This window comes from Pseudomonas sp., assembly GCF_030147005.1.
Lineage (GTDB): Bacteria > Pseudomonadota > Gammaproteobacteria > Pseudomonadales > Pseudomonadaceae > Aquipseudomonas.
This window is the reverse complement of the sequence record NZ_JASLAW010000187.1, coordinates 22,019-44,355: the sequence shown is the minus strand read 5'-3', so window position 1 is coordinate 44,355 and position 22,337 is coordinate 22,019. Positions and strand designations below refer to the sequence as shown.

General features: G+C 61.6%; 19 protein-coding genes. 9 read left to right on the top strand and 10 right to left on the bottom strand.

What is annotated here, in order from left to right; translation table 11 throughout:
* Positions 1 to 205: 205 nt before the first annotated feature.
* The 3 genes from Q1V60_RS17560 to Q1V60_RS17550 form a co-directional block, all read right to left on the bottom strand.
* Positions 206 to 1,885, bottom strand: a complete 1,680-nt coding sequence (locus Q1V60_RS17560; protein ID WP_300632875.1) for a methyl-accepting chemotaxis protein — start codon at positions 1,883 to 1,885, stop codon at positions 206 to 208.
* A 97-nt stretch (positions 1,886 to 1,982) separates the two neighbouring features.
* A complete protein-coding gene (locus Q1V60_RS17555) occupies positions 1,983 to 2,813 on the bottom strand; it encodes an N-acetylmuramoyl-L-alanine amidase (protein WP_300632879.1) in 831 nt (276 codons plus the stop codon).
* A gap of 153 nt (positions 2,814 to 2,966) precedes the next feature.
* A complete protein-coding gene (locus Q1V60_RS17550) occupies positions 2,967 to 4,286 on the bottom strand; it encodes a Na+/H+ antiporter NhaC family protein (protein ID WP_300632877.1) in 1,320 nt (439 codons plus the stop codon).
* A gap of 241 nt (positions 4,287 to 4,527) precedes the next feature.
* Here Q1V60_RS17550 and Q1V60_RS17545 point away from each other — a divergent pair, with 241 nt between their 5' ends.
* Complete coding sequence (locus tag Q1V60_RS17545; RefSeq protein ID WP_300632873.1) at positions 4,528 to 6,675, top strand: methyl-accepting chemotaxis protein; 2,148 nt, start codon at positions 4,528 to 4,530, stop codon at positions 6,673 to 6,675.
* Positions 6,676 to 7,195: 520 nt separating this feature from the next.
* Here Q1V60_RS17545 and Q1V60_RS17540 read toward each other — a convergent pair.
* The 4 genes from Q1V60_RS17540 to Q1V60_RS17525 are packed head-to-tail and all read right to left on the bottom strand — an operon-like array spanning position 7,196 to position 9,793.
* On the bottom strand, positions 7,196 to 8,515 hold the full coding sequence (locus Q1V60_RS17540) for a sensor histidine kinase (protein ID WP_300632871.1): 1,320 nt from the start codon (positions 8,513 to 8,515) through the stop codon (positions 7,196 to 7,198).
* Complete coding sequence (locus Q1V60_RS17535; RefSeq protein ID WP_300632869.1) at positions 8,512 to 9,180, bottom strand: response regulator transcription factor; 669 nt, start codon at positions 9,178 to 9,180, stop codon at positions 8,512 to 8,514. The genes Q1V60_RS17540 and Q1V60_RS17535 overlap by 4 nt, the downstream gene beginning before the upstream one ends.
* Positions 9,180 to 9,491: a PepSY domain-containing protein gene (locus tag Q1V60_RS17530; protein WP_300632867.1), complete on the bottom strand. Its 312-nt coding sequence runs from the start codon at positions 9,489 to 9,491 to the stop codon at positions 9,180 to 9,182. Before Q1V60_RS17530 ends, Q1V60_RS17535 begins: the two co-directional genes overlap by 1 nt.
* Complete coding sequence (locus Q1V60_RS17525; protein ID WP_300632865.1) at positions 9,491 to 9,793, bottom strand: PepSY domain-containing protein; 303 nt, start codon at positions 9,791 to 9,793, stop codon at positions 9,491 to 9,493. The genes Q1V60_RS17530 and Q1V60_RS17525 overlap by 1 nt, the downstream gene beginning before the upstream one ends.
* A gap of 199 nt (positions 9,794 to 9,992) precedes the next feature.
* Here Q1V60_RS17525 and Q1V60_RS17520 point away from each other — a divergent pair, with 199 nt between their 5' ends.
* The 4 genes from Q1V60_RS17520 to Q1V60_RS17505 all read left to right on the top strand — a co-directional run bounded on the left by Q1V60_RS17520 (position 9,993) and on the right by Q1V60_RS17505 (position 14,274).
* Entirely contained in the window at positions 9,993 to 11,072 is a 1,080-nt protein-coding gene (locus Q1V60_RS17520) for a patatin-like phospholipase family protein (RefSeq protein ID WP_300632863.1), read from the top strand.
* A 76-nt stretch (positions 11,073 to 11,148) separates the two neighbouring features.
* Positions 11,149 to 11,505 carry a 6-carboxytetrahydropterin synthase QueD gene (gene queD, locus Q1V60_RS17515; RefSeq protein ID WP_017736453.1) on the top strand — a complete coding sequence of 119 codons (357 nt, stop codon included), beginning with the start codon at positions 11,149 to 11,151 and terminating at the stop codon, positions 11,503 to 11,505.
* A gap of 282 nt (positions 11,506 to 11,787) precedes the next feature.
* Positions 11,788 to 13,023, top strand: coding sequence for a cytosine deaminase (gene codA, locus Q1V60_RS17510; RefSeq protein WP_300632853.1), 1,236 nt, complete (start codon positions 11,788 to 11,790; stop codon positions 13,021 to 13,023).
* A gap of 99 nt (positions 13,024 to 13,122) precedes the next feature.
* Positions 13,123 to 14,274 (top strand): MFS transporter, encoded by a 1,152-nt coding sequence (locus Q1V60_RS17505; protein ID WP_300632850.1) that lies wholly within the window; start codon positions 13,123 to 13,125, stop codon positions 14,272 to 14,274.
* Between the two features lie 57 nt (positions 14,275 to 14,331).
* Here the strand turns inward: Q1V60_RS17505 and Q1V60_RS17500 are convergent, their stop codons facing one another.
* Positions 14,332 to 15,279, bottom strand: a complete 948-nt coding sequence (locus tag Q1V60_RS17500) for a hypothetical protein (RefSeq protein WP_300632847.1) — start codon at positions 15,277 to 15,279, stop codon at positions 14,332 to 14,334.
* Between the two features lie 615 nt (positions 15,280 to 15,894).
* Entirely contained in the window at positions 15,895 to 16,725 is an 831-nt protein-coding gene (locus tag Q1V60_RS17495; RefSeq protein WP_300632845.1) for a hypothetical protein, read from the bottom strand.
* A 318-nt stretch (positions 16,726 to 17,043) separates the two neighbouring features.
* Here Q1V60_RS17495 and Q1V60_RS17490 point away from each other — a divergent pair, with 318 nt between their 5' ends.
* Genes Q1V60_RS17490 through Q1V60_RS17480 form a run of 3 tightly spaced genes read left to right on the top strand, consistent with a single transcriptional unit; the run spans position 17,044 to position 20,591 of the window.
* A complete protein-coding gene (locus Q1V60_RS17490; protein WP_300632842.1) occupies positions 17,044 to 17,844 on the top strand; it encodes a glucose 1-dehydrogenase in 801 nt (266 codons plus the stop codon).
* Positions 17,837 to 19,663, top strand: coding sequence for a glycoside hydrolase family 15 protein (locus Q1V60_RS17485; RefSeq protein ID WP_300632839.1), 1,827 nt, complete (start codon positions 17,837 to 17,839; stop codon positions 19,661 to 19,663). The genes Q1V60_RS17490 and Q1V60_RS17485 overlap by 8 nt, the downstream gene beginning before the upstream one ends.
* A gap of 25 nt (positions 19,664 to 19,688) precedes the next feature.
* Positions 19,689 to 20,591: an alpha/beta hydrolase gene (locus Q1V60_RS17480; RefSeq protein ID WP_300632836.1), complete on the top strand. Its 903-nt coding sequence runs from the start codon at positions 19,689 to 19,691 to the stop codon at positions 20,589 to 20,591.
* On the opposite strand, the gene Q1V60_RS17475 is transcribed toward Q1V60_RS17480, so the two are convergent.
* Positions 20,580 to 21,545, bottom strand: coding sequence for a GlxA family transcriptional regulator (locus Q1V60_RS17475; protein ID WP_300632833.1), 966 nt, complete (start codon positions 21,543 to 21,545; stop codon positions 20,580 to 20,582). The two genes, Q1V60_RS17480 and Q1V60_RS17475, sit on opposite strands and share 12 nt — an antisense overlap.
* 90 nt (positions 21,546 to 21,635) lie before the next feature.
* Between Q1V60_RS17475 and Q1V60_RS17470 the strand changes: the two genes are divergently transcribed.
* Positions 21,636 to 22,316, top strand: coding sequence for a DJ-1/PfpI family protein (locus tag Q1V60_RS17470; protein WP_300632830.1), 681 nt, complete (start codon positions 21,636 to 21,638; stop codon positions 22,314 to 22,316).
* Positions 22,317 to 22,337 lie beyond the last annotated feature (21 nt).

The following is a 22,337-nucleotide window of genomic DNA, read 5'->3' as shown; positions in this document are numbered from 1 at the left end:
CAGCAAGCTCCTAACCACAGCAAGCTCCCTCGCCACAGCAAGCTCCCTCGCCACGGCAAGCTCCCTACCACGACAAGCTCCCTCGCCACAGCAAGCTCCCTACCACAGCAAGCTCCCTCGCCACAGCAAGCTCCCTACCACAGCAAGCTCCCTCGCCACAGCAAGCTCCCTACCACAGCAACCTCACCGCGAGGGGCGAAGCAGGTCAGATTCTGAACTGACCGACTAACTGCCCCAGGCGCTGGCCCAGATCCGCCAGGCTGCGGGACGTCTGGGCGCCGAGTTGGGTTTCATCGGCCACGTTGTCCACCGCCACGGCAATCTGATGCACGCTGCGGTTGATCTCTTCAGCCACGGCGGTTTGCTCTTCGGCGGCGCTGGCAATCTGCGCGTTCATTGAATTGATGGTACCGATCAACTGGGCCATGGTGTCCAGCGACACGCCGGCCTGGTTGGCCTGGGCCGAAGTGCCGTCACCGGCATCGCTGGAGCGGCGCATGGCCTCCACGGCGGCTTCGGTGCCTTTTTGCAGGCGGTCGATCATGCCCTGGATTTCCTGGGTGCTGGTCTGGGTGCGGCTGGCCAGGGCGCGCACTTCATCGGCGACCACGGCAAAACCACGCCCGGCCTCCCCTGCCCGCGCGGCTTCAATCGCCGCGTTGAGCGCCAGCAAGTTGGTTTGTTCGGCAATCGAGCGGATCACGCTGAGCACACTCACAATCGACGACACGTCTTGCTGCAGGCTGTCCAGGGACACACCGCTGCTACGGATGTCGTTCACCAGCGCATGGATCTGCGCGATGCTGCCGTCCACTACGCGCTTGGCGGCCTGGCCCTCTGCGTCGGTTTGCTGCGCGGCAACGGCAGCGCCCTGGGCACTGCGCGCCACTTCATGGGCGGCGGACGACATCTGATTGATCGCGGTGGCGACCTGATCGGTTTCGTGACGCTGGCGCTCCATGGCGGTTTCCGAGCGCTGGGCTTGCTCGGACACCTGGCTCACCAGCCCGGTGAGTTGCGCGGTCATTTCGGTGATCTGGCGTACCAGCCCGTGGATCTTGTCGACAAACCGGTTAAACGCGCCGGCCAGGTCGCCGAGTTCATCCTGGCTGGTAATGGCCAGGCGGCGCGTCAGGTCACCTTCACCGGCGGCGATATCGTCCAGGTTGGCCTTCATCAGGCTCAGTGGGCGCAGGATCGTGTTGGCCACCAGCAGACCGACGGCGGCAATCACCAGCAAGACCACGGCAGCCACACCGAGAATGCTCAACAGCACGCCTTCCATGCGCGTCTTTACCTTGGCCTCGACCACGGCGACCTGGGCGTCGATGCCATCCAGATTGACCGAGGTACCGATGACCATGTCCCACTTGGGCAGGTATTCGGTGTAGCCGAGCTTGGGTACCAGCTCGGTCTGGCCGGGCTGGGTCGAGCTGTATTGCAGGTAGTGGGTGCCGTCCTTGCCGACTTTGACCAGGTCGCGGTTGACGTAGACGCCGTTGGGGTCGCGATTGTCCTTGAAGCTCTTGCCCACGCCGTCCGGGCTGTTGCCCTTGAACAGGCGGATGGTCTCGGAATCGTAGCCGAAGAAGTAACCGTCCTTGCCGTAGCTGGTGTTGGACAGCAACTTGACCACCTGCGCCCGCGCCGCCGTATCACCAGGGGCGGCCGCGTCGTAGAGCGGCTTGATGGTGGTCATGGCCACCTCGACGTAACTTTGCAGCGTGGCCTTGGCGTTGTTGAGCAGGCGCTGGCGGGTTTCATTCACTTCGTCGCGCGCCTGGCCCTGAAGCATCCACACGGTGGTCAGGCTGATAACCAGGGCGAACAGCAGCACCGGCACGATGGCAAGGGTCAGGACTTTGGCCTTGAGGCTCAGACGCATGGCTTTTTCTCTCTTGTTAGTGGCGACTTGAGAGGTTAACGGCCAATAACGTGGATTCTGTAGGACAAAGCCGCTGTTGAAGCATCGGTCGATGCATTCAGGATCGATATTTTTCCACCAGTGCCAATGCAATCGCCTCGGTCTGGGCATCGGGAACACCCGAAATACCAGCGGGTCGGAAATGCATTTGAAACGCACGGAGAACCTGCCGGGTTTCGTCGTCCAGCACGCCGGTTTGCGGGATCTTGTAGCCATACGTGGAAAGCGCCTTCTGCAGTGTGCCTGCTTCGACGATTTGGGCCTCAGCGCGCCCAGCGAGATGCTTTTGTACCGTAGCAGCGTCTGGCCAGGCACCTATACCCTGCTCGTAAAATGCCTGCCAGGGAAACAACGGGCCGGGATCGGATTTACGCAAGGGGGCGATGTCGCTGTGCCCGACAACATTTTGCGGCGCGATGCCATAACGCTTGACCAAGTCTGCGGCGAGACGTTCGACCAGCGCCAACTGCGCCTCGGTGTAGGGGAACCACAGTCGTCCGGTCGGCCCCTCTATAAAACCTGCGTTGACGATCTCGATGCCGATGGACGTGTCGTTGAGGTCTGTACGTTTACCCCACTGACTCAGTCCGGCGTGCCAGGCCCGCTTGTCCTCCGGCACCAGCTGCAAGGCCACTGGCCGTTTGTCGTAGATCGGCGGGTTGGACAGCGCCAGGTAATGAGCGCTGGCTACGCCGGTCGTCAACGCAGCGAGGGACTTGCTGTCGTCGAATACCGTGTAGTGCATGACTAAAAAGCGGACTCGCTCGTTCTGGCTCTGGGAGGGGTGCGTTGTATCGACGGCATAGCCGTCTTTGAGGGTGAGATGCTTAGGGCCGGTGGCACAGCCTGTCATCATCAGAATGGAGAGCATAAGGGCCAGTTTTTTCAAAGGAAGTACCTGAGCGACGGGTTCGAGGCTCAAAAACTTACTTCCTACTGAGATGGCCTAACTACCGCACAAGCACGCATCAATCCCAAACCAGAAAAACCCTACATAAGCCTGGGGAATGTTCGATGCGATGCCCTGCGGACTTCGAGCGTTCTAAAGTGTCATCGCGGCCAGCCAGCCAAACGCCAGCAGCGGAAGGTTGTAGTGCAGGAACGTCGGCACCACGGTGTCCCAGATATGATGGTGCTGGCCGTCGATATTCAGGCCGGAGGTAGGGCCGAGGGTGGAGTCCGATGCCGGTGAACCGGCGTCGCCCAAGGCGCCGGCGGTGCCGACGATGCACACAATCGCCAACGGGCTGAAACCCAGTTGCACACACAGCGGCACGAAAATCGCGGCCAGGATCGGCACCGTGGAAAACGACGAACCGATGCCCATGGTCACCAGCAGCCCCACCAGCAGCATCAACAGCGCGCCCACTCCACGGCTATGCCCGATGAACGCCGCCGAAGCTTGCACCAGCGAGCGCACATCGCCGGTGGCCTTGAGCACTTCGGCAAAGCCCGATGAGGCAATCATGATGAAGCCGATCATTGCCATCATTTTCATGCCTTCGGTGAACAGGTCATCGGTGTCGCGCCAACGCACGATGCCCGACACCGAGAAAATCAGGAACCCGGCCAGCGCACCGATGATCATCGAATCCAGCCACAGCTGAATGATGAACGCCGAGGCAATCGCCAGGCCGGCCACCAGCAGGGTCAACGGGTTGTACTGCACCGCCACCTGCTCGACCCGTTCGATTTTCTCCAGGTCGTACACGCGTTTCTTGCGATAGCTGATGAACACCGCCACCAGCAGGCCGACCACCATGCCCAGCGCGGGCAGGCTCATGGCGTGGGTCACGTTGACCTGGCTGATGTCCACGCCGCTTTTGGCCACGTTGGCCAGCAGGATCTGGTTGAGAAAGATATTGCCGAAACCTACCGGCAGGAACATGTAGGGCGTGATCAAACCGAACGTCATGACGCAGGCGATCAGGCGGCGATCCAGTTGCAGCTTGGTCAACACATAGAGCAGCGGCGGCACCAGCAACGGGATGAACGCGATGTGGATCGGCAGGATGTTCTGCGAAGCAATCGCCACCGTCCACAGCAGGCCGATCAACAGCCACTTGACGTGGTTGCCGCCGCTGGCTTCCTGGCGATCGACCAGCAATAGCGCTTTGTCCGCCAGGGCATGGGCCAGCCCGGATTTGGCAATCGCCACCGCGAAGGCACCAAGCAAGGCGTAGGACAAAGCCACCGTCGCACCGCCGCCCAGGCCACTGTTAAAAGCCTTGAGCGTGGCGTCGATGCCCAGGCCACCGGTCAAGCCACCCACCAGGGCGCCAACGATGATGGCGATGACCACATGCACACGGGACAAGCTGAGCACCAGCATGGTGCCGACCGCGGCGATAACAGCGTTAATCATGGTTACCTCAAGACAGAAACGTAAAAGACAGGCATACCCGCGCCTCAGCGACCGTTGAAGGGGCTGCCGGCGTACGGGCTCAAAGAGGTCTTATTAGAGGGCGCGCACTTTGCAGCAGCCGGAGGGCCATGTCAAAAAGCTGTCGACGAGCGCAGGTTTAAATTGACTGTTTGAATAAAGAAAACCCACGGGCAGCCGACAACGGTTCTCCACCTGTATTCACGTTAAGGATGTCTCGATGTCGCTCAGGCAGCTCTCCATTCAATGGAAAATCACCCTGCTCGCAGGCCTCTGCCTGCTGGGGATCGTGACCTTGCTGGTCGGTCTGTCGCTGTATCGCATGGCGCAGAGTTCCGAGCAGGTCAAGGCGTCCAGCATGCAGATGCTCGATGAGGCCGCCCAGGCACGCATCGAGGCTCAAGGTGAAGTGCAGGCGCTGGGCATTCGTCGGCAGTTCATGGATGCCTACCAATACGGGCATGGGTTTTCCCGCCAAGTGCTGTTTTTACGCGAGCAGGCGGAAAAACGTTTTCTGGACGCCTTCGACACCCGCGAAGACCTGACCCGTCAGGTCAGGGCCGCGCTCCAGGCCAACCCCGACCTGCTCGGTTTATCCCTGGTGTTCGAAGCCAATGCGCTGGACGGCAAGGATGAGTTGTTCGCCAATCAGGCGGAACTGGGCAGTAACGACAAGGGCCGCTTCGCCCTGTACTGGTCGCAGCCGACGCCCGGCAAAATTACCTCCATGGCCCTGCCCGAAAGCGACATGACCGACACTTCCGTCGGCCCCAGCGGCGAAAAAGCCAACGCCTGGTTCACATGCCCGCGCACCACCCTCAAGCCTTGCGTGATTGAACCCTACTTTTATGTGATCGACGGGCAGAACGTGCTGATGACCAGCATCGTCTTTCCGCTGATCGTCGACGGCAAAGTCATTGCCTCGTTGTCGGTGGACATCAATCTCAACAGCTTGCAGGCCGTGAGCCAACAGGCCAGCCAGAAGCTGTACGACGGCCAGACCCAAGTCAGCATTCTCAGCCCGACCGGCTTGCTCGCCGGCTACAGCCCGGACGCCAGCAAGCTCAGCCGACGCCTGGACCACGTCGACACGGCCAGCGGCGCACAGCTGATCAGCGCCCTGGCGAGCAGCACGCAGACCCGCAGCCTGCGTACCGAGCAACAACTTAAAGTGCTGTCGCCCTTCGCGCCGATCCCGGGCGGTAAGCCGTGGGGCGTGCTGCTGGACGTGCCGAAAAAAGTCCTGGTGGCGCCGGCCGAGGCGCTCAAAGCCCGGCTGGATGCCGACAATACCCGGGGCACCCTGCTGGAACTCGGCCTGGGCCTGCTGGCCGCCGTGGTCGGTCTGATCCTGGTATGGCTGATGGCGCGCAGCGTGACCCGGCCGATCCTCGGCGTGGCGCATATGCTCCAGGACATCGCCAGCGGCGAGGGCGACCTGACCCGCCGCCTGGCCTACGACAAACAGGACGAACTGGGCCAACTGGCCGGCTGGTTCAACCGTTTCCTCGACAAGTTGCAGCCGATCATCGCCGAGGTCAAACGCTCGGTGCAGGACGCCCGTGGCACGGCCGACCGATCCGCCGCGATCGCCAGCGAAACCAGCGCCGGCATGGAGCAGCAGTATCGTCAGGTTGACCAGGTGGCCACTGCCTCCCACGAAATGAGCGCCACCGCCCAGGACGTCGCCCGCAGCGCCGCCCAGGCAGCGCAAGCCGCCCGCGAAGCCGACCAATCCACCCGTGATGGCCTGACCGTGATCAATCAGACCACCAGCAACATCGGCCTGCTGGCCGCTGACATGAGCACTGCCATGGCGCAGGTTGAAGGCCTGGCCAGCAACAGCGAGAAAATCGGCTCGGTGCTGGAAGTGATTCGCGGCATCGCCGAGCAGACCAACCTGTTGGCGCTCAATGCCGCCATCGAGGCAGCGCGGGCCGGTGAGGCCGGCCGGGGTTTTGCCGTGGTGGCGGACGAAGTGCGCAACCTGGCACGGCGCACCCAGGAGTCGGTGGAAGAAACCCGCCTGGTGATCGAACAATTGCAAAGCGGCACCCAGGAAGTTGTCGGTGCCATGGGCAACAGCTATCGCCAGGCCCAGGGCAGCGTCGAGCAGGTCGGCGAGGCGGTGACCGCGCTGCGCCAGATCGGCAACGCCGTCACCGTGATCAGCGACATGAACCTGCAAATCGCCAGCGCCGCCGAAGAGCAAAGCGCGGTGGCCGAGGAGATCAACAGCAACGTGGCGACGATTCGTGATGTGACCGAGTCGCTGTCGGAACAGGCCAATGAATCGGCGCGAGTGAGCCGGGCGCTGAACAGCCTGGCGAATCAGCAGCAGGGGTTGATGGATCAGTTCCGGGTGTAATGGATCAGTTCCGGGTGTGATGGATCAGTTCCGGGTGTGATGGATCGGTTCCGGGCGTGATGGATCAGTTCCGGGCGTGATGGATCGGTTCCGGGTGTGATGGATCAGTTCCGGGCGTGATGGATCAGTTCCGGGTGTGATGGATCAGTTCCGGGCGTGATGGATCGGTTCCGGGCGTGATGGATCGGTTCCGGGCGTGATGGATCAGTTCCGGGCGTGATGGATCAGTTCCGGGTGTGACGGATCAGCTCCGGGTGTGATGGATCAGTTCCGGGTGTGATGGATGACGACAACCCGTCCAGATGAGGGACTATCTCTGTGAGAGCCGGGCTTGCTCCAATGCCGATCAGTTAAGCGCTGGAGCGGACAGCAAATAACCTGTGGCGAGGAGCTTGCTCCCGCTGGGTCGCGAAGCGGCCCCGGAAAATGGGACTGCTGCGCAGTCCAGCGGGAGCAAGCCCCCTCGCCACAGTAGAGCGCTGCTTCTTGACTGACGGGGGTTAGTTTGAGCGGTCAGGTATCAGATCTGCCGGTGCGGCAGCTCGATCAAGGCTTTGAGCCCACCCAGTTCACTTTCCTGCAACTGCAACACCCCGCCCCACACGTCGACGATATCGCGCACGATGCCCAGGCCCAGGCCGTGGCCGTCAATCTGTTCATCCAGGCGTGCGCCACGGCTGAACACCTGATCACGCTGGATCTCCGGGATTCCAGGGCCATCGTCTTCAACGGCCAGCAGGTAACCGTGCGGCGTTTCGCTCACGCTCAGTCGAACTTCGGCGTCCGCCCATTTGCAGGCGTTGTCCAGCAGGTTGCCGAGTAACTCCAGCAAATCTTCACGGTCCCAGGGCAGTTGCAGGCCGGGGGCGACGTGATAGCTGAGGTCCAGGTGTTCGCCGTGGATCATGTTCAGGGTGGCCAAGAGCCCCGGCAGTTCTTTTTCACAGTCGAACAACGCACCCGGCAGGGTTTCGCCAGCCAGCCGCGCGCGATTGAGTTCGCGATTGAGGCGCTGCTGCACCTGTTCAAGCTGATCGCGCAACAAGTTGCTCAACTGCGGATGATCCCTGAGCGCCTCGCTCGACGCGGCACTCAGCATCACCGCCAAGGGGGTTTTCAGCGCGTGCCCCAGGTTGCCCAGGGCATTGCGCGAGCGTTTGAGGCTGTCTTCGGTGTGCGCCAGCAAGTGGTTGATCTGCGCCACCAGCGGCTCCAGTTCCAGCGGCACCTGGGTGTCCAATTGCGAACGCTGGCCCTGTTGCAACTGCGCAATCTGGTTGCGCGCGGTTTCCAGCGGGCGCAAGGCGCGACGCACGGTGATCCGTTGCAATACCAACACCACCAGCAATGCCGCCAGCCCCAGTACCAGGCCGATCTGGCGCATCAGGCGAAAGCTTTCCCGTACTGGCGTGTAGTCCTGCGCCACGCTGATGGAGATCGGTTGGCCGAAGCGTTTGTAGTCCGAGCGCAAGACCAACAGTTTCTGGCCTTCAGGCCCCAGTTGCAGGTTGCCCTTGAGTCCGGCCTCGGGGAGCGTCGGCAATTCCTGGTCCCATAATGAGCGGGAGCGCCAGTGGGTGTCGGCAAAATCAATGCGGAAATAGTGCCCCGAAAATGGCCGCTGATAGGCGGGTGACAGGCGCTGCTCATCCAACTGCACGCCATTGGGCCCACGCACCAGCGCCACCAGCAGGTTTTCACTGTCGTTGCGCAGGCCGGCCTCCAGATAGCGCTGCAAACCCGCTTCGAACAGCCACAGGCTGGTTTGCGCCAGCACTACGCCGACGATCACCATTACGCTGATCAACCCCAGGCTCAAGCGCCGCTGGATCGACTTCATGCAGGGCCGGCGCCAAACCGGTAACCCTGGCCGCGCCGAGTTTCGATCACACTGCGCCCCAGTTTGCGGCGCAGGTGATTGACGTGGACTTCCAGCACATTGGAGTCGCGCTCGGTCTCGCCGTCATAGAGGTGCTCGGCCAGATGGCTTTTGGACAGGATCTGTTCGGGGTGCAGCATGAAATAACGCAACAGGCGGAACTCGGCGGCCGTGAGCTGGATTTCGTCACCGTCGCGCAGCACGCATTGGCGGCCTTCGTCCAAGTGCAGACCGGCGGCCTGCAGGGTCGGTTGGTTGGCGTGGCCGTGGGCTCGGCGTAACAGCGCCTGAATGCGCAGGTGCAGCTCTTCGGGATGGAACGGTTTGCTCAGGTAATCATCGGCACCAGCCTTGAGACCTTCGATGCGCTCCGCCCAGGAATCACGCGCCGTCAGCACCAGCACCGGCGTGGCCAGGGCCGCCGCGCGCCATTGCGCCAGCACTTCAAGCCCCGGCAAGCCCGGCAGGCCAAGGTCGAGAATAATCAGGTCATAGGGTTCGCTGCGGCCCTGGTACGCCGCATCGCGCCCATCGGCCAGCCAATCGACCGCATAGCCTTGGCGCTGCAGGCCGGCCAGCAACTCATCGGCCAGCGGGACGTTGTCTTCCACCAGAAGCAGGCGCATCAGTCTTCCTTATCTTTGATCAATGTACCGTTGGTGGCATCGAGCTTGATTTCGCGCACTACGCCTTCGGTAGTCACCAGCTCCACTTCATAGGCATATTGGCCGTGCTTGAGCTCCAGCTCCGCCTCCAGCAGCCGGGCTTCCGGGTAACGTGACATAGCCTTGTGCAACAGGAACTCCAGAGGCAGGATCACCCCCTGCTGACGCAGCGCCAGGGCTTCATCCTGATTGAGGTCGCGAGCGGCCAGGCTTGAGCAAAAAGCCAGGAGCGCCAGCAGCACCAGAGTCCCGGCGCGTCGATATACCGTCATTACGTGTCCTGATGATTCTTGAGAACATGCCCGGTGAGCGCGTCCAATTCAACGTCCCATTCAAGGCCATGGGCATCTTCCAGTTCGACCTGGTAGATGTACTTGCCGTACTCCTCGTCCAGATCGGTGCCCAGCAGCGTCGACCCCGGATGCAAGGCCAGGGCGGCGGCTTCAAGCTGATCGAAGGCGACAATAGTAACAGTGCCAGGCAATTTCAGTGGTTTGTCGGGGTCCATTGCCAAGGCCGGCGTGGCCGAGAACGCAATGATACCGACGGCGACCAGCGCTGTGAGGCGCTTCATGATAAGTCTCCGTTTCAGGATGTTTTTCCTACAACGGATCACGGTACGCGCGGCAACTTAACTGAACCTGAATTGCCACCATGGCAATTTGCTGGAGGCGCGCGCTTGCTCTTGCAGGCGCAGCGTTTATAAAGGTGCACGCGGTATCGTTGACGTGTTTCGCGAGCCCGCGCCTACAATCGCTTTGACAGAGACCGGTATGACTGCAATCCACATCAAGTTTCCCGCCCTGACGCTCAAGGCCGGCAAACGCGCCTTTGCACGCATTCGTGAGCAAGGCCTTGCCCCTTCTGACGTCGGCATCCTTCCGGGCGCGGCCGGCGGGCCCAAGGCCCTGGGCATACAAGGCCTGGACCTGGCGCTCTTCGGCGACTGGCTGGCGCGCAAGCCTCGGGAGCGGGCGCTGATCGGTGCGTCCATTGGTTCCTGGCGGTTTGCCAGCGCTTGCCTGCCCGACCCGGTGCAAGGCTTGCTCGACCTGGGCCGCCTGTATAACGAACAGCGTTTCGCCAAAGGCGTGACCATGGCCGAAGTCAGCCAGAGCTGCCGGCGCATGCTCGACGACCTGTTGGCCGGCCGCGATGCTCAAGTGCTGAACAACCCCGACTACCGCCTGAACATCATGGTGGTGAAAAGCCATGGCCTGCTTGCCGATGATCACCGGGGCCGGCTGGGTCTGGGGCTGTCATCGGTGATCGCCGATAACCTGCGCGGCCGCGCACGGCTGTCGAGGCATTTCGAACGGCTGATCATCCACGACCCGCGCCAGGCGCCCCCCGTGCGCCCGCTGAAGGATTTCCCGTCGCGCTTCCTTGAACTGGAGATGGGCAACCTGCGCCAGGCGCTGCTGGCGTCGGGCTCGATTCCCATGGTGATGCAGGGCGTACGCGACCTGCCCGGCGCAGGCGTCGGAACCTACCGGGACGGCGGGCTGTTGGACTACCACCTCGACCTGCCCTACCGCGGCGACGATATCGTGTTGTACCCGCACTTTACCGACCGGGTGATTCCCGGCTGGTTCGACAAAGGCCTGCCGTGGCGGCGCAGCAACCAACAGGGGTTGCAGGATGTTTTGCTGCTGGCGCCGTCAAAGGACTACCTGGCCCGCTTGCCTTACGGCAAATTGCCGGACCGTAGCGACTTCAAGCGTTTCATGGGCGATGACCCGAGTCGCCACAAATACTGGCAGACGGCAATGAGCGAGAGTCGGCGGTTGGGGGATGAGTTTCTGCAATTGGCGGACAACGGTGGGCTGGGCGAGCGTTTGCAAGCACTTTGACCCAGTGGTATGCGCGGCGACGGGTCAAGCTGTTAAACTCGCCGCCTGCCAGATACCTGACCGAGCTGAAAATACTGTGGAAATCTTCAAGGAATTTACATTCGAATCCGCCCATCGCCTGCCCCATGTCCCGGACGGCCATAAATGCGGGCGCCTGCACGGGCATTCGTTCAAGGTGGCGATCCACTTGAGCGGCGACCTGGACCCCCATACCGGCTGGATTCGCGACTTCTCGGAAATCAAGGCGATTTTCAAACCGCTCTACGAGCGTCTCGACCACAACTACCTCAACGATATTCCAGGCCTGGAAAACCCCACCAGCGAAGTGCTGGCCAAGTGGATCTGGACTGAATTGAAACCCCTGCTGCCCGAACTCAGCGCGATTCGTATCCATGAGACGTGCACCAGCGGCTGTATCTATCGCGGCGAGTAAGCGATGCAGTCAGTTACGAAGGAGCACTTTACTGTGGCGAGGGAGCTTGCTCCCGCTGGACTGCGCAGCAGTCCCCTTCTTAGAGAACCCCTCTTAAAGAACAGGGCCGCTTCGCCCCTCAGCGGGAGCAAGCTCCCTCGCCACTGATTTTTGGCCACTCGCAACCATCCCCGCCGACCACTTCCCCTGTGTTTGACGCGCCACTGCCGTCCACCCATGAGCCCGCTCCCTGGCAATGGTAACCTGATGGCCTGATTGAATTTAGCCAAGAGGAACTTGCCCATGCACATCATCAATGCCCGCCTGCGCGACCGTGAAGGCCTGCATGATCTGCACCTGGAACATGGCCGGATCGCCAGCATCACTGCGCAAACAGGCGTACCGACGCTGATGCCTGGCGACCTGGATGCCGCCGGCAACCTGGTGATCCCGCCCTTCGTCGAACCGCACATCCACCTCGATGCCACCCTCACCGCCGGCGAACCACGCTGGAACATGAGCGGCACCCTGTTCGAAGGCATCGAATGCTGGGGGGAGCGCAAAGCCACCATTACTCAGGAAGACACCAGGACCCGCGCCAGGAAAACCATCCAAGCCCTCGCCGCCCATGGTATCCAGCATGTGCGAACCCACGTCGACGTGACCGACCCTGATCTCACCGCGCTCAAAGCCATGCTGCAAGTGCGTGAAGAAAGCTCGCATTTGATCGACCTGCAAATCGTTGCCTTTCCCCAGGAAGGCATCGAGTCGTTCCGCAATGGCCGTGAGCTGATGGAAGAAGCCATTCGCCTGGGCGCCGACGTTGTCGGGGGCATCCCCCATTTCGAGTACACCCGCGATCAAGGGGTGAGTTCGGTGAAGTTCCTCATGGACCTGGCCGAACGCACCGGCTGCCTGGTGGACGTTCACTGCGACGAAACCGACGACCCGCACTCACGTTTCCTCGAGGTGCTGGCCGAGGAAGCGCGCAGCCGCGACATGGGCGCCCGCGTCACCGCCAGTCACACCACCGCCATGGGTTCCTACGACAACGCCTACTGCGCCAAACTCTTTCGCCTGTTGGGTCACTCCGGTATCAGCTTCGTCTCCTGCCCTACCGAAAGCATCCACTTGCAGGGCCGCTTTGACAGTTTCCCGAAACGCCGGGGAGTCACCCGCGTCAACGAACTGCTCGAAGCGGGCATGAACGTTTGCTTCGGTCAGGATTCCATCGTCGACCCCTGGTACCCCTTGGGCAACGGCAACATCCTGCGTGTATTGGAGGCGGGTTTGCACATCTGCCATATGCTCGGCTACCGCAACCTGCAGAACGCCCTGAACCTGGTCACCGACAACAGCGCCCAGGCCATGGCGCTCGGCGACCGGTACGGCCTGGTACCCGGCCGACCGGCCAACCTGTTGGTGCTCTCGGCAGACAGTGACTATGAGGTGATTCGCAGCCAGGGCCTGCCGTTGTATTCGATCCGCAACGGCAAGGTGCTGATGAAGCGTCAGCCCGCGCAGGTGGAGTTTGTCTGACCCGCCAATCCCAAGGGAACCCGGCTCGCTCGACGCGGCCTGATGTGCAAGGATGTCGCGCCGGACATCGTTCGTTGAACGCAGCACCAAGGATCATTCATGACTGCCATCCCCACTAGCGCACCCGTGGTTCCGGGGCGGCTGGAACAAATGTCTACCCGTATCGCTTTTTTCATCGCAGGCTTCGGCATCGCGGCGTGGGCACCGCTGGTGCCGTACGCCAAGGCCCGGGCGCACCTCAACGAGGGCACCCTTGGCCTGTTGTTATTGTGCCTGGGGGTGGGCTCGATCCTCGCCATGCCCGTGGCAGGCGTGCTGGCGTCGCGCTTCGGCTGCCGGCGCGTGTTGACCGCCGGCACGATCATGATCTGCCTGGCGCTGCCGATGCTCGCCACCGTGAGTTCGATTCCGCTGCTGATGGCCGGGCTGTTTCTGTTCGGCGCAGGGCTGGGTACTGTGGATTCGACCGTCAACCTGCAAGCGGTGATCGTGGAACGCGCCAGCGGGAAAACCATGATGTCGGGCTTCCACGGTCTGTTCAGCCTGGGCGGCATCGTCGGTGCGGCGGGGGTTTCCGGCTTGCTGGGGCTGGGCATGTCGCCGCTGCAGGCGACCCTGGTAGTGATCGTCATCATGGCACTGGCGCTGCTCAAGGCCGGGCCGCATTTGCTTCCCTATGGCAGTGAAAGCTCAGGGCCGGCGTTTGCCATTCCTCGTGGCGTGGTGCTGTTTATCGGCTGCCTGTGTTTCATCGTGTTCCTGGCCGAAGGCGCGGTACTGGATTGGAGCGCGGTGTTCCTCAGCGCCGAGCGCGGCCTGGACGAAGCCTATGCAGGCCTGGGTTACGCGGCATTCGCCCTGACCATGACCGCCGGGCGCCTGACCGGTGACGCGATTGTGCGGCGCTTGGGCGCTACCCGAGTGATCGTGGCCGGTGGCACGTTGGCGGCGGCGGGTGTGCTCCTGGCCACGCTGTCCCCTGCCTGGGAAATGGCGCTGCTCGGGTATGCGCTGGTGGGCGCCGGCTGCTCCAATATCGTGCCAGTGCTCTATACCGCTGTCGGCAAGCAAAACGTGATGCCGGAACACATTGCCGTGCCCGCGATCACCACGCTCGGCTATGCAGGCATATTGGCCGGGCCGGCCATGATCGGGTTCATTGCCCATGGCAGCAGCATGGCAACCGCGTTCCTGCTGATCGCAGGGTTGCTGGCAGCGGTGGCGATCAGCGGGAAGATATTGCGCGTATAAACGCTCGCCTGTATGAGCGGCCTGATGATTCAATCCGCTCATACGCCTGCGACGTCCTCAGTTACCCTTTTCTTTCTTATCGTTTTCCAGCCATCGATCGATGCTGTAGTTCTTCAGCCAGCCATCAATGTTGTGGCTGCCGAAAATGTTGGTGCCGTTAGCCTTATTGCTGTCCAGCGACTCGAGCAACCCTGGCCGCTCGACAATATTCTTGGCAACGTACACCTGCTGCTCGCTGTATTTTTTCTTGGGAAAGCCAGTCGCCGGGTCCCGTACGACATTACCGTTTTTGTCGGTTTCATCGGGGTCTTTGCTGATTTCGATAAGCGTGTCTGTCTTGACGTACCGGTGCTTCTCGAAAAAGAAGCTGTAGTCTTCGGACGCATCGCGCAATTGGTCAAACATGCCCCTGAACGCTTGAACGACCTGTGCGTTGGTTTTCGAATGGAATGGGTCCGCACTTTGCGTATTGGGGTTGGTGTTACCCACGACCAGGTCGGATGCCTTGGCCAAGCTTTCAGGCGTGATTTTGCCGCCATCCACCAGAATCGCTTCGTTGAGCCTGGGGCGGTTGAGTATCTCCCTGGCCAACATGATGGTGCGTTCGGAGACGCTGCTGGTGTGCACGTCTTCACCGGCAATTTTTTGCAGCCCGCTCTGCGTCAGATGGCCGTCTTTCTTGAACTTGTCCAGCATGGAAAAGTTGCTGTTCAGATCTGTCGCCAGCAAGTGGTCATCCGAACTGACGTAGGGATTTCCCACATTCGTCATTCCGCCATACAACCCTTGAGCATCAAAATGCCGGTTGGCGCCGTTTACCATCAAGCTGTTGGAAACAAGACTCGAGGTCGTTGCGAGCGGCTGCTGGGTACCCAGCGCCTTGTCGACTACGCTGAGCCGCGCGTAACCACCACCGGTTGGAGCAGGCGCCTGATTCGCACCGGCAGGCCAATTGTGCATGGGAGGTAATCCAGCGCCCCAATTAATTCCGTTAGTCATGTTCATTCCCACCTTATTTAGAGTGCATTACTTGAACCTCGAGTGACCCATCTTCAAAAGCGCTTTGACTGTCAGCGCGAGACAAGTATCGAATATGTGGCTACCCAAAAAATAATGGTTCCAACAAGCCCTTCAGCCTGCTCCGGTAAACCTTGAGCGTTTGTAACCAGCCAGGCGGCGGCCCCGGAAAGGTGGGATGAACGTCAGTAACGGCGTGACCATTTACTCCACAGCGTTTCGAGCAACGACAGTGCAGACCGAGGCGCCGGCCCGTCCTCTGCGGTACGCGAGCCCCTGTCGAAATCCTCGGTGGTGGGCGCTTTGAAACTGAATTTGGGCGAAGAGGTGAGGTTGAGCACTTTTGCTTGAGATCTGCTTGGGCCTTGTTCCGTTGTTGCCAGTGCAGACAGGCTTGCAACAGCGTACTGGGAGTGAGACTGGCGAGGTTCAAATGATGTCGAATTCATAGGCCATTACCTGTTCCAGTAGACGAAGGCATCCATGGGGCCGACCGATGGATGCTTTCTTCGTGGTAAATACTTGCAAATGGTTCCAGCTTCGCCAGGGCGGCGATTGCCTGGCCGGGTACTTACCCGCCGATGCAACGCGTTGGGCCAGGGCTTAGCGCAGCAGCCGATACAGGTCGTCCCGGGTGATCTTGCCATCGCGAAGAAACCCGAAGACATTATCCATTGAGCCCTTCAGTTCCGAACGCGCCATGATCTCTCTCGACAGCTGGATGATGCTGTCGGTTGGGCCATGGCCAGTCAGCGAGCGCGACGCGAACCTGGCGAACGTGTTGACGTCGATGGCGTTTCTATCGGCGCTCCACCACGGCCCTTTCAGCGCGTTGAAGTTATTCAAGACATTCTGAGCAAGTTGCCTGTCATCCTGAAGCTTGAGCGGGTTCGACGAAACGATGAATTTACTGATGTCTTCTTTAGACAGGGATTTATCCAAAGCACCCGTTCCGTTATTTCGGTCAAGGGCATCCATCAGACCCGGGCGCTTGAGCAACTCCCTGGCCAGCCTGATATTCGCGTCCCTCTCCGGGTGGCCGGTCAGGGGGCGACTTGCCATCTTATTGATGTGATCCGGCGTGACTGTCGTCGCGTACCAGGGCTTGAACGCGTTGTATTTGTTCAGCAGCTCCTGAGCCAACACCTCGTTGCTTTGCTTGCCATAATACGGGTCCGGCAGCGTGGGATTGGGGCGTGGGGGTGGGCCCGGCAGCGTGGGATTGGGACGTGGGGGTGGGCACGGACAGCAGGCTGATTTCGAACGCTGCGCCGAGCTATCGAAAACCGGACCGGACTGATTTGCCGACTGCTCGAAACTCGGGCCCGCCGCGCCCGCAGCCTTGGCCAAAGGGCTGGGTTGTGCGCCAGCGAGGGGCTGCGGAAGGCTGTCCGTGGGTGAGGCGTACGCTTGATTGGATGCGGATACCGACATGTGGTGCTCCAGTTCTGATTTAGGGCGGTGCCTTGCTGCTGCAGACGTGCCAACGCTAGGTAAACCGTGGCTCAGCTCTGCACCAGCAGGCCTTTGCTGTGTGGCAGAGCGATGGGAATAGATTCCTCAACGTGTTGAAAACCCCCCAATACCGGTAGGAAGGAGGTCTTGAGGGATGAAGATCGAAGCGCGAACCTTTCCCTGCCCACGGCACAACGCACGCGGGGCAATTGCTGCCGGTCGCTCAAACAGGCGATGAACTTGTGCGCCGCCCTGTCAGTCAGCTAATTGAATTCGCACAGTAAAGGTGGGCAACCCATGCAGCTCTCGTTGGAACAACAAGTGGCCCTGGTCACCGGTGCCAGCTCTGGCATTGGCGCGGGAGCCGCCAAGGCTTTGGCCGACGCCGGGGCGGCCGTCGTACTTAACTACAACTCCCAGGCGGCACCCGCCGAAGCCCTCGCCGCACAAATCAACGCAGGCGGCGGTCGGGCGATTGCCCTCGCTGGCGATGTGTCGAAAGAAGCCGACGTTGAACGCCTGTTTGCCCAGACCCTCGATGCCTTCGGTCACCTGGATATTCTCGTCGCCAACTCCGGCCTGCAAAGAGACGCCAACCTGGTCGACATGAGCCTGGACGACTGGAACACCGTGATCGGCGTCAACCTCACCGGCCAATTTCTCTGCGCACGCGCCGCCGTGCGGATTTTCAACCGCCAGGGTGTGCGTGAGGGCGTGTCCCGCGCCGCCGGCAAGATCATCCACATGAGCTCGGTGCACCAGTTGATTCCCTGGGCCGGGCATGTGAATTACGCGGCGTCCAAGGGCGGTGTGGAAATGCTGATGCGCACCCTCGCCCAGGAAGTCAGCGAGCAGCGCATTCGCATCAACGGGATTGCGCCGGGGGCGATTCGCACGGCGATCAACCGTGCGGCCACCGAAGGCGCAGCAGAAAAAGAGCTGCTCAAGTTGATTCCCTATGGCCGGGTCGGCGACGTGGAAGACGTGGCCAATGCGGTGGTATGGCTGGCCAGCGACGCGTCCGATTATGTAGTCGGCAGCACGCTGTTCATTGACGGCGGCATGAGCCTTTATCCGGAGTTTCGTGGCAATGGTTGATTTGAAGAACGAGCCACAAAGCGCCATTGATGCTCACGGCATCATCGGCGACATGCGCAGCGCGGCGCTGGTGAACGATCAAGGCAGCATCGACTTTTTCTGCTGGCCGGAATTCGACAGCCCGTCGATTTTCTGTGCGTTGCTCGACACGCCCGAGGCCGGCACCTTCCAGCTCACCCCCGACCTGCCCGATGCGCGTCGCGAGCAGATCTACCTGCCCGACACCAACGTGCTGCAAACACGTTGGCTGAGCGATGCGGCGGTGGTGGAAATCACCGATTTGCTGGCCGTCAGCGAAGATGTCGACGACCTGCCTTTATTGATCCGCCGCGTGCGGGTTGTAAGCGGCAAGGCGACATTCCATCTGCGCTGCGCGGTGCGTCATGACTACGCCCGCGCCAAAACCCACGCTGAAGCCTGCGACACCGGTGTGTTGTTCAGCGCGGACGGCCAGCCTGGGCTGCGCCTGGTCGGCAGCCACCCGCTGACGCTGGATGAGAATGCCGCAACGGCCAGTTTCACCCTGGCCCAAAACGAAGGCGCCGAATTCATTCTCGGCGGCCAGGACGACCCACGCGTGACGAATGCCTGCAGCGACCTCTACCTGGAACGCACCTCGAAGTTCTGGCGCAATTGGATCGGCCAATCGAACTACCGCGGGCGCTGGCGCGAAGTGGTCAACCGCTCGGCCCTTGCGCTGAAGCTGCTGACCTCACGCAAACACGGCGCAATCATCGCCGCCGCCACCTTCGGCCTGCCGGAAAGCCCTGGCGGCGAACGCAACTGGGACTACCGCTACACCTGGATCCGCGACGCCTCTTTTACCGTCTACGCGTTCATGCGCCTGGGTTTCGTCGAGGAAGCCAACGCCTACATGCGCTGGCTCAAAGGCCGGGTCAGCGACTGTTGCGGCCAGCCGACCAAGATCAACATCCTGTACGGCATCGATGGCCGCCAGGAACTGCCGGAAACCACCCTGGATCACCTCAGCGGCCACGGCGGCGCCCAGCCGGTGCGCGTCGGCAATGAAGCGTTCGACCAGGTTCAGCTGGATATCTACGGCGAATTGATGGACGCGGTTTACCTGGTCAATAAATACGGCGAAGCCATCTCCCATGAGGGCTGGAAACACACCGTGGAAGTGGTCGACCAAGTCTGCGAAATCTGGAACCACAAAGACGTCGGTATCTGGGAAATGCGCGGCGAGCAGCATCACTTCCTGCACTCGCGCCTGATGTGCTGGGTAGCCCTGGACCGCGCCATCCGCCTGGCCTCCAAGCGCTCGTTGCCGGCGCCGTTTGCGCGTTGGGACCAGACCCGCCAGGCAATCTATGCGGACATCTGGAGCAACTTCTGGAACGAAGAACGTGGGCATTTTGTGCAGCACATCGGCAGCACGGCGCTGGACGGCTCGATGCTGTTGATGCCGCTGGTGCGCTTCGTTGCCGCGACCGATCCACGCTGGCTGTCGACACTGGAGGCGATCAAGAAAAGCCTGGTACGCGACGGCCTGGTCTACCGTTACCGCAACGACGACAGCCAGATCGATGGGCTGCAAGGCACCGAAGGCGCGTTTACCGCCTGTTCGTTCTGGTACGTCGAATGCCTGGCCCGCGCCGGCCAAGTGGAGAAGGCCCACCTGGAATTCGAACAACTGCTGCGCTACGCCAACCCGCTGGGGCTGTACGCCGAAGAATTCGACAGCCAGGCCCGGCACCTGGGCAACACGCCCCAGGCGTTGAGCCATTTGGCGTTGATCAGTGCGGCGACATTCCTGGACCGTAAGCTCAGCGGGGAGAAAACGGTGTGGCAACCATGATTTCAGCAATGCTCAGGAGTCGACCATGACCCCCCTCGCCCCGCTGCTCTACGTGCGCACTTCCATGCTCGATATCGCCTATGAAACCCACGGCCCGGTCGAGGGTGAGCCGGTGATCCTGCTGCACGGTTTCCCCTACGACCCACGCGCCTACGACGACATCGCTCCGGGCCTGGCCGAACAGGGTTATCGCGTGCTGGTGCCCTACCTGCGCGGTTACGGCCCGACGCGCTTTATCAACGAGCAGGTCATGCGCTCCGGTCAGCAGGCGGCGCTGGGCAAGGACTTGCTGGACTTCATGGATGCGCTGTCCATTCCCTGCGCCACCCTGGCCGGCTACGACTGGGGTGGGCGCGCCGCGTGTATCGTCGCGGCGCTGTGGCCGGAACGGGTGCGCGGGTTGGTGACCGCAGACGGCTACAACATCCAGGACATCGCCCAGTCACTAAAACCGCGGGCGCCCGCGACAGAACATCGCTTGTGGTACCAGTATTACTTTCACACCCAGCGCGGCGTGGATGGCCTGACCGCCAACCGGCGGGAACTGTGCGCGCTGTTGTGGTCGTTGTGGTCACCGTCCTGGGCGCAGGGGCCGAGCCTGTATGGGCAAACCGCGCCGTCGTTCGATAACCCGGATTTCGTCGAGGTGGTGATCCACTCCTACCGCCATCGGTTCATGTATGCACCGGGGGACCCCGCGCTGGAGTTCATCGAGCAGGCATTGGCCCTGCAACCGCCGATTTCGGTGCCGAGCATTTCGCTGTGCGGTGCCGATGACGGCGTGGGGCCGCCTTCAGAAGAAGATGACGATGTCGCGCATTTCAGCGGGTTTTATCGACGGCAAATGTTGCCCGGCGTAGGCCACAATATTCCTCAGGAAGCGCCGCAGGTTACCCTGGCCGCTTTGCAGGAATTGCTACACCGGTGAAAACCGTTCGCGATAGGCCTGGGGCGTCACCGACAGCGCCCGCAGGAAACTGCGCCGCAAAGTCTCTTCACAGCCAAACCCGCAGTGCACGGCGATGCGTTTGATCGAGGTGGTGCTGTCCGCCAATTGCCGACGTGCGCTTTCCACACGTATCAACTCCACGGCCCGCGCCGGCGTCTGGCCGGTTTCGGCGCGGTAGTGGCGCACAAAGCTGCGCTCGCTCATGCCGGCCTGGGCGGCCAGGGTGGAAATACTCAGGTCCAACGTCAGGTGCTCGGCGATCCAGGCGTGTAACTCGGCAAAGCGGCTGTCGCTCTTTTGCAGGGACAAGGTCACGCTGAATTGCGACTGCCCGCCAGGACGTTTGAGAAACACCACCAAGTGCCGCGCCACTTCCAGGGCGACGGCGCGCCCGAGGTCCTCCTCCACTAAGGCCAGGCACAGGTCGATACCGGCGGTTACACCGGCCGAGGTCCACAGCGCGCCTTGCTGGATAAAAATCGGGTTGGGCTCCACCGTCAGCGCGGGAAACTTGCGCGCCAGTTCTTCGCAGCGGGTCCAGTGCGTGGCCACGCGGCAACCGTCGAGCAGGCCACTGGCAGCCAGCAGAAAAGCACCGGTGCAGACCGACGCCATGCGCCTTGTGTGACGCGATTTTTCCCGCACCCAATGCACCAGCGCCGGGTCTTCGGCGGCACCGTATACGCCCCAACCGCCGGCGATCACCACGGTGTCGCAGGGCTGATCGACGGCGGGCAGCGGGTCGGCCACCAGCGCCAGGCCTGCAGAGGTCATCACCGGTTTCACCTGGTCCGCGATCACATTCACCGCATAGGGCAAAGGCAAACCACGCTGGCGGGCCAGGTCGTTGGCTGAAGCAAATACCTGCAGAGGCCCGGTGACATCGAGCACCTGGGCATTATCGAACGCGAGGACATGAATGATTCTGGGCATGATTGGCGTGATCTGTGGGCTCAATGGCGTATTCGCCAAAGCCTAGGCCTCTACAGTGAAGCCGTCTACCCCTTCACTGGAGCTTCACTCATGACCTTGCATATCGGTTTCCTGCTTTTTCCCGGCATCCAGCAACTGGACCTGACCGGCCCTTATGACGTGCTCGGTTCGCTGCCGGATGTGAAGCTGCACCTGGTGTGGCAAGACTTGGCGCCCGTCACTTCCAGCACCGGCCTGGTGTTCACGCCGACCATCACCTATGCCGACTGCCCGAACCTGGACGTGCTCTGCGTGCCTGGCGGTGCCGGTGTCGGCGCGTTGATGGAAGACCCCACCACGTTGGACTTCCTCAAGGCCCAGGCGCAAACCGTGCGCTACATGACCTCGGTGTGCACCGGCGCGCTGGTCCTGGGCGCGGCGGGTTTGCTGCGCGGTCGCAAGGCCACCACGCACTGGGCCTACCACGACCTGCTCGCGCCATTAGGCGCCATCCCGGTGCACGCCCGCGTAGTACGTGACGGCAACCTGTTTACCGGCGGCGGGATTACGGCGGGGATCGACTTTGCGCTGACCCTGGCGGCGGAGTTGTACAGCGAAGCGGCGGCGCAATTGGTGCAGCTGCAAATCGAATATGCACCGGCCCCGCCATTTGATGCGGGCCGCCCGGAGACCGCGCCGGAGCATGTGCTGGTGGAAGCCAACAAGCGCACGGCGCACTCGCGCAAAGTGCGTGGGGAGATCGTGGCGCGGGCGGCGGCTCGCCTGGGTTGAGTGCCGGCTTTTCTGGGGGCG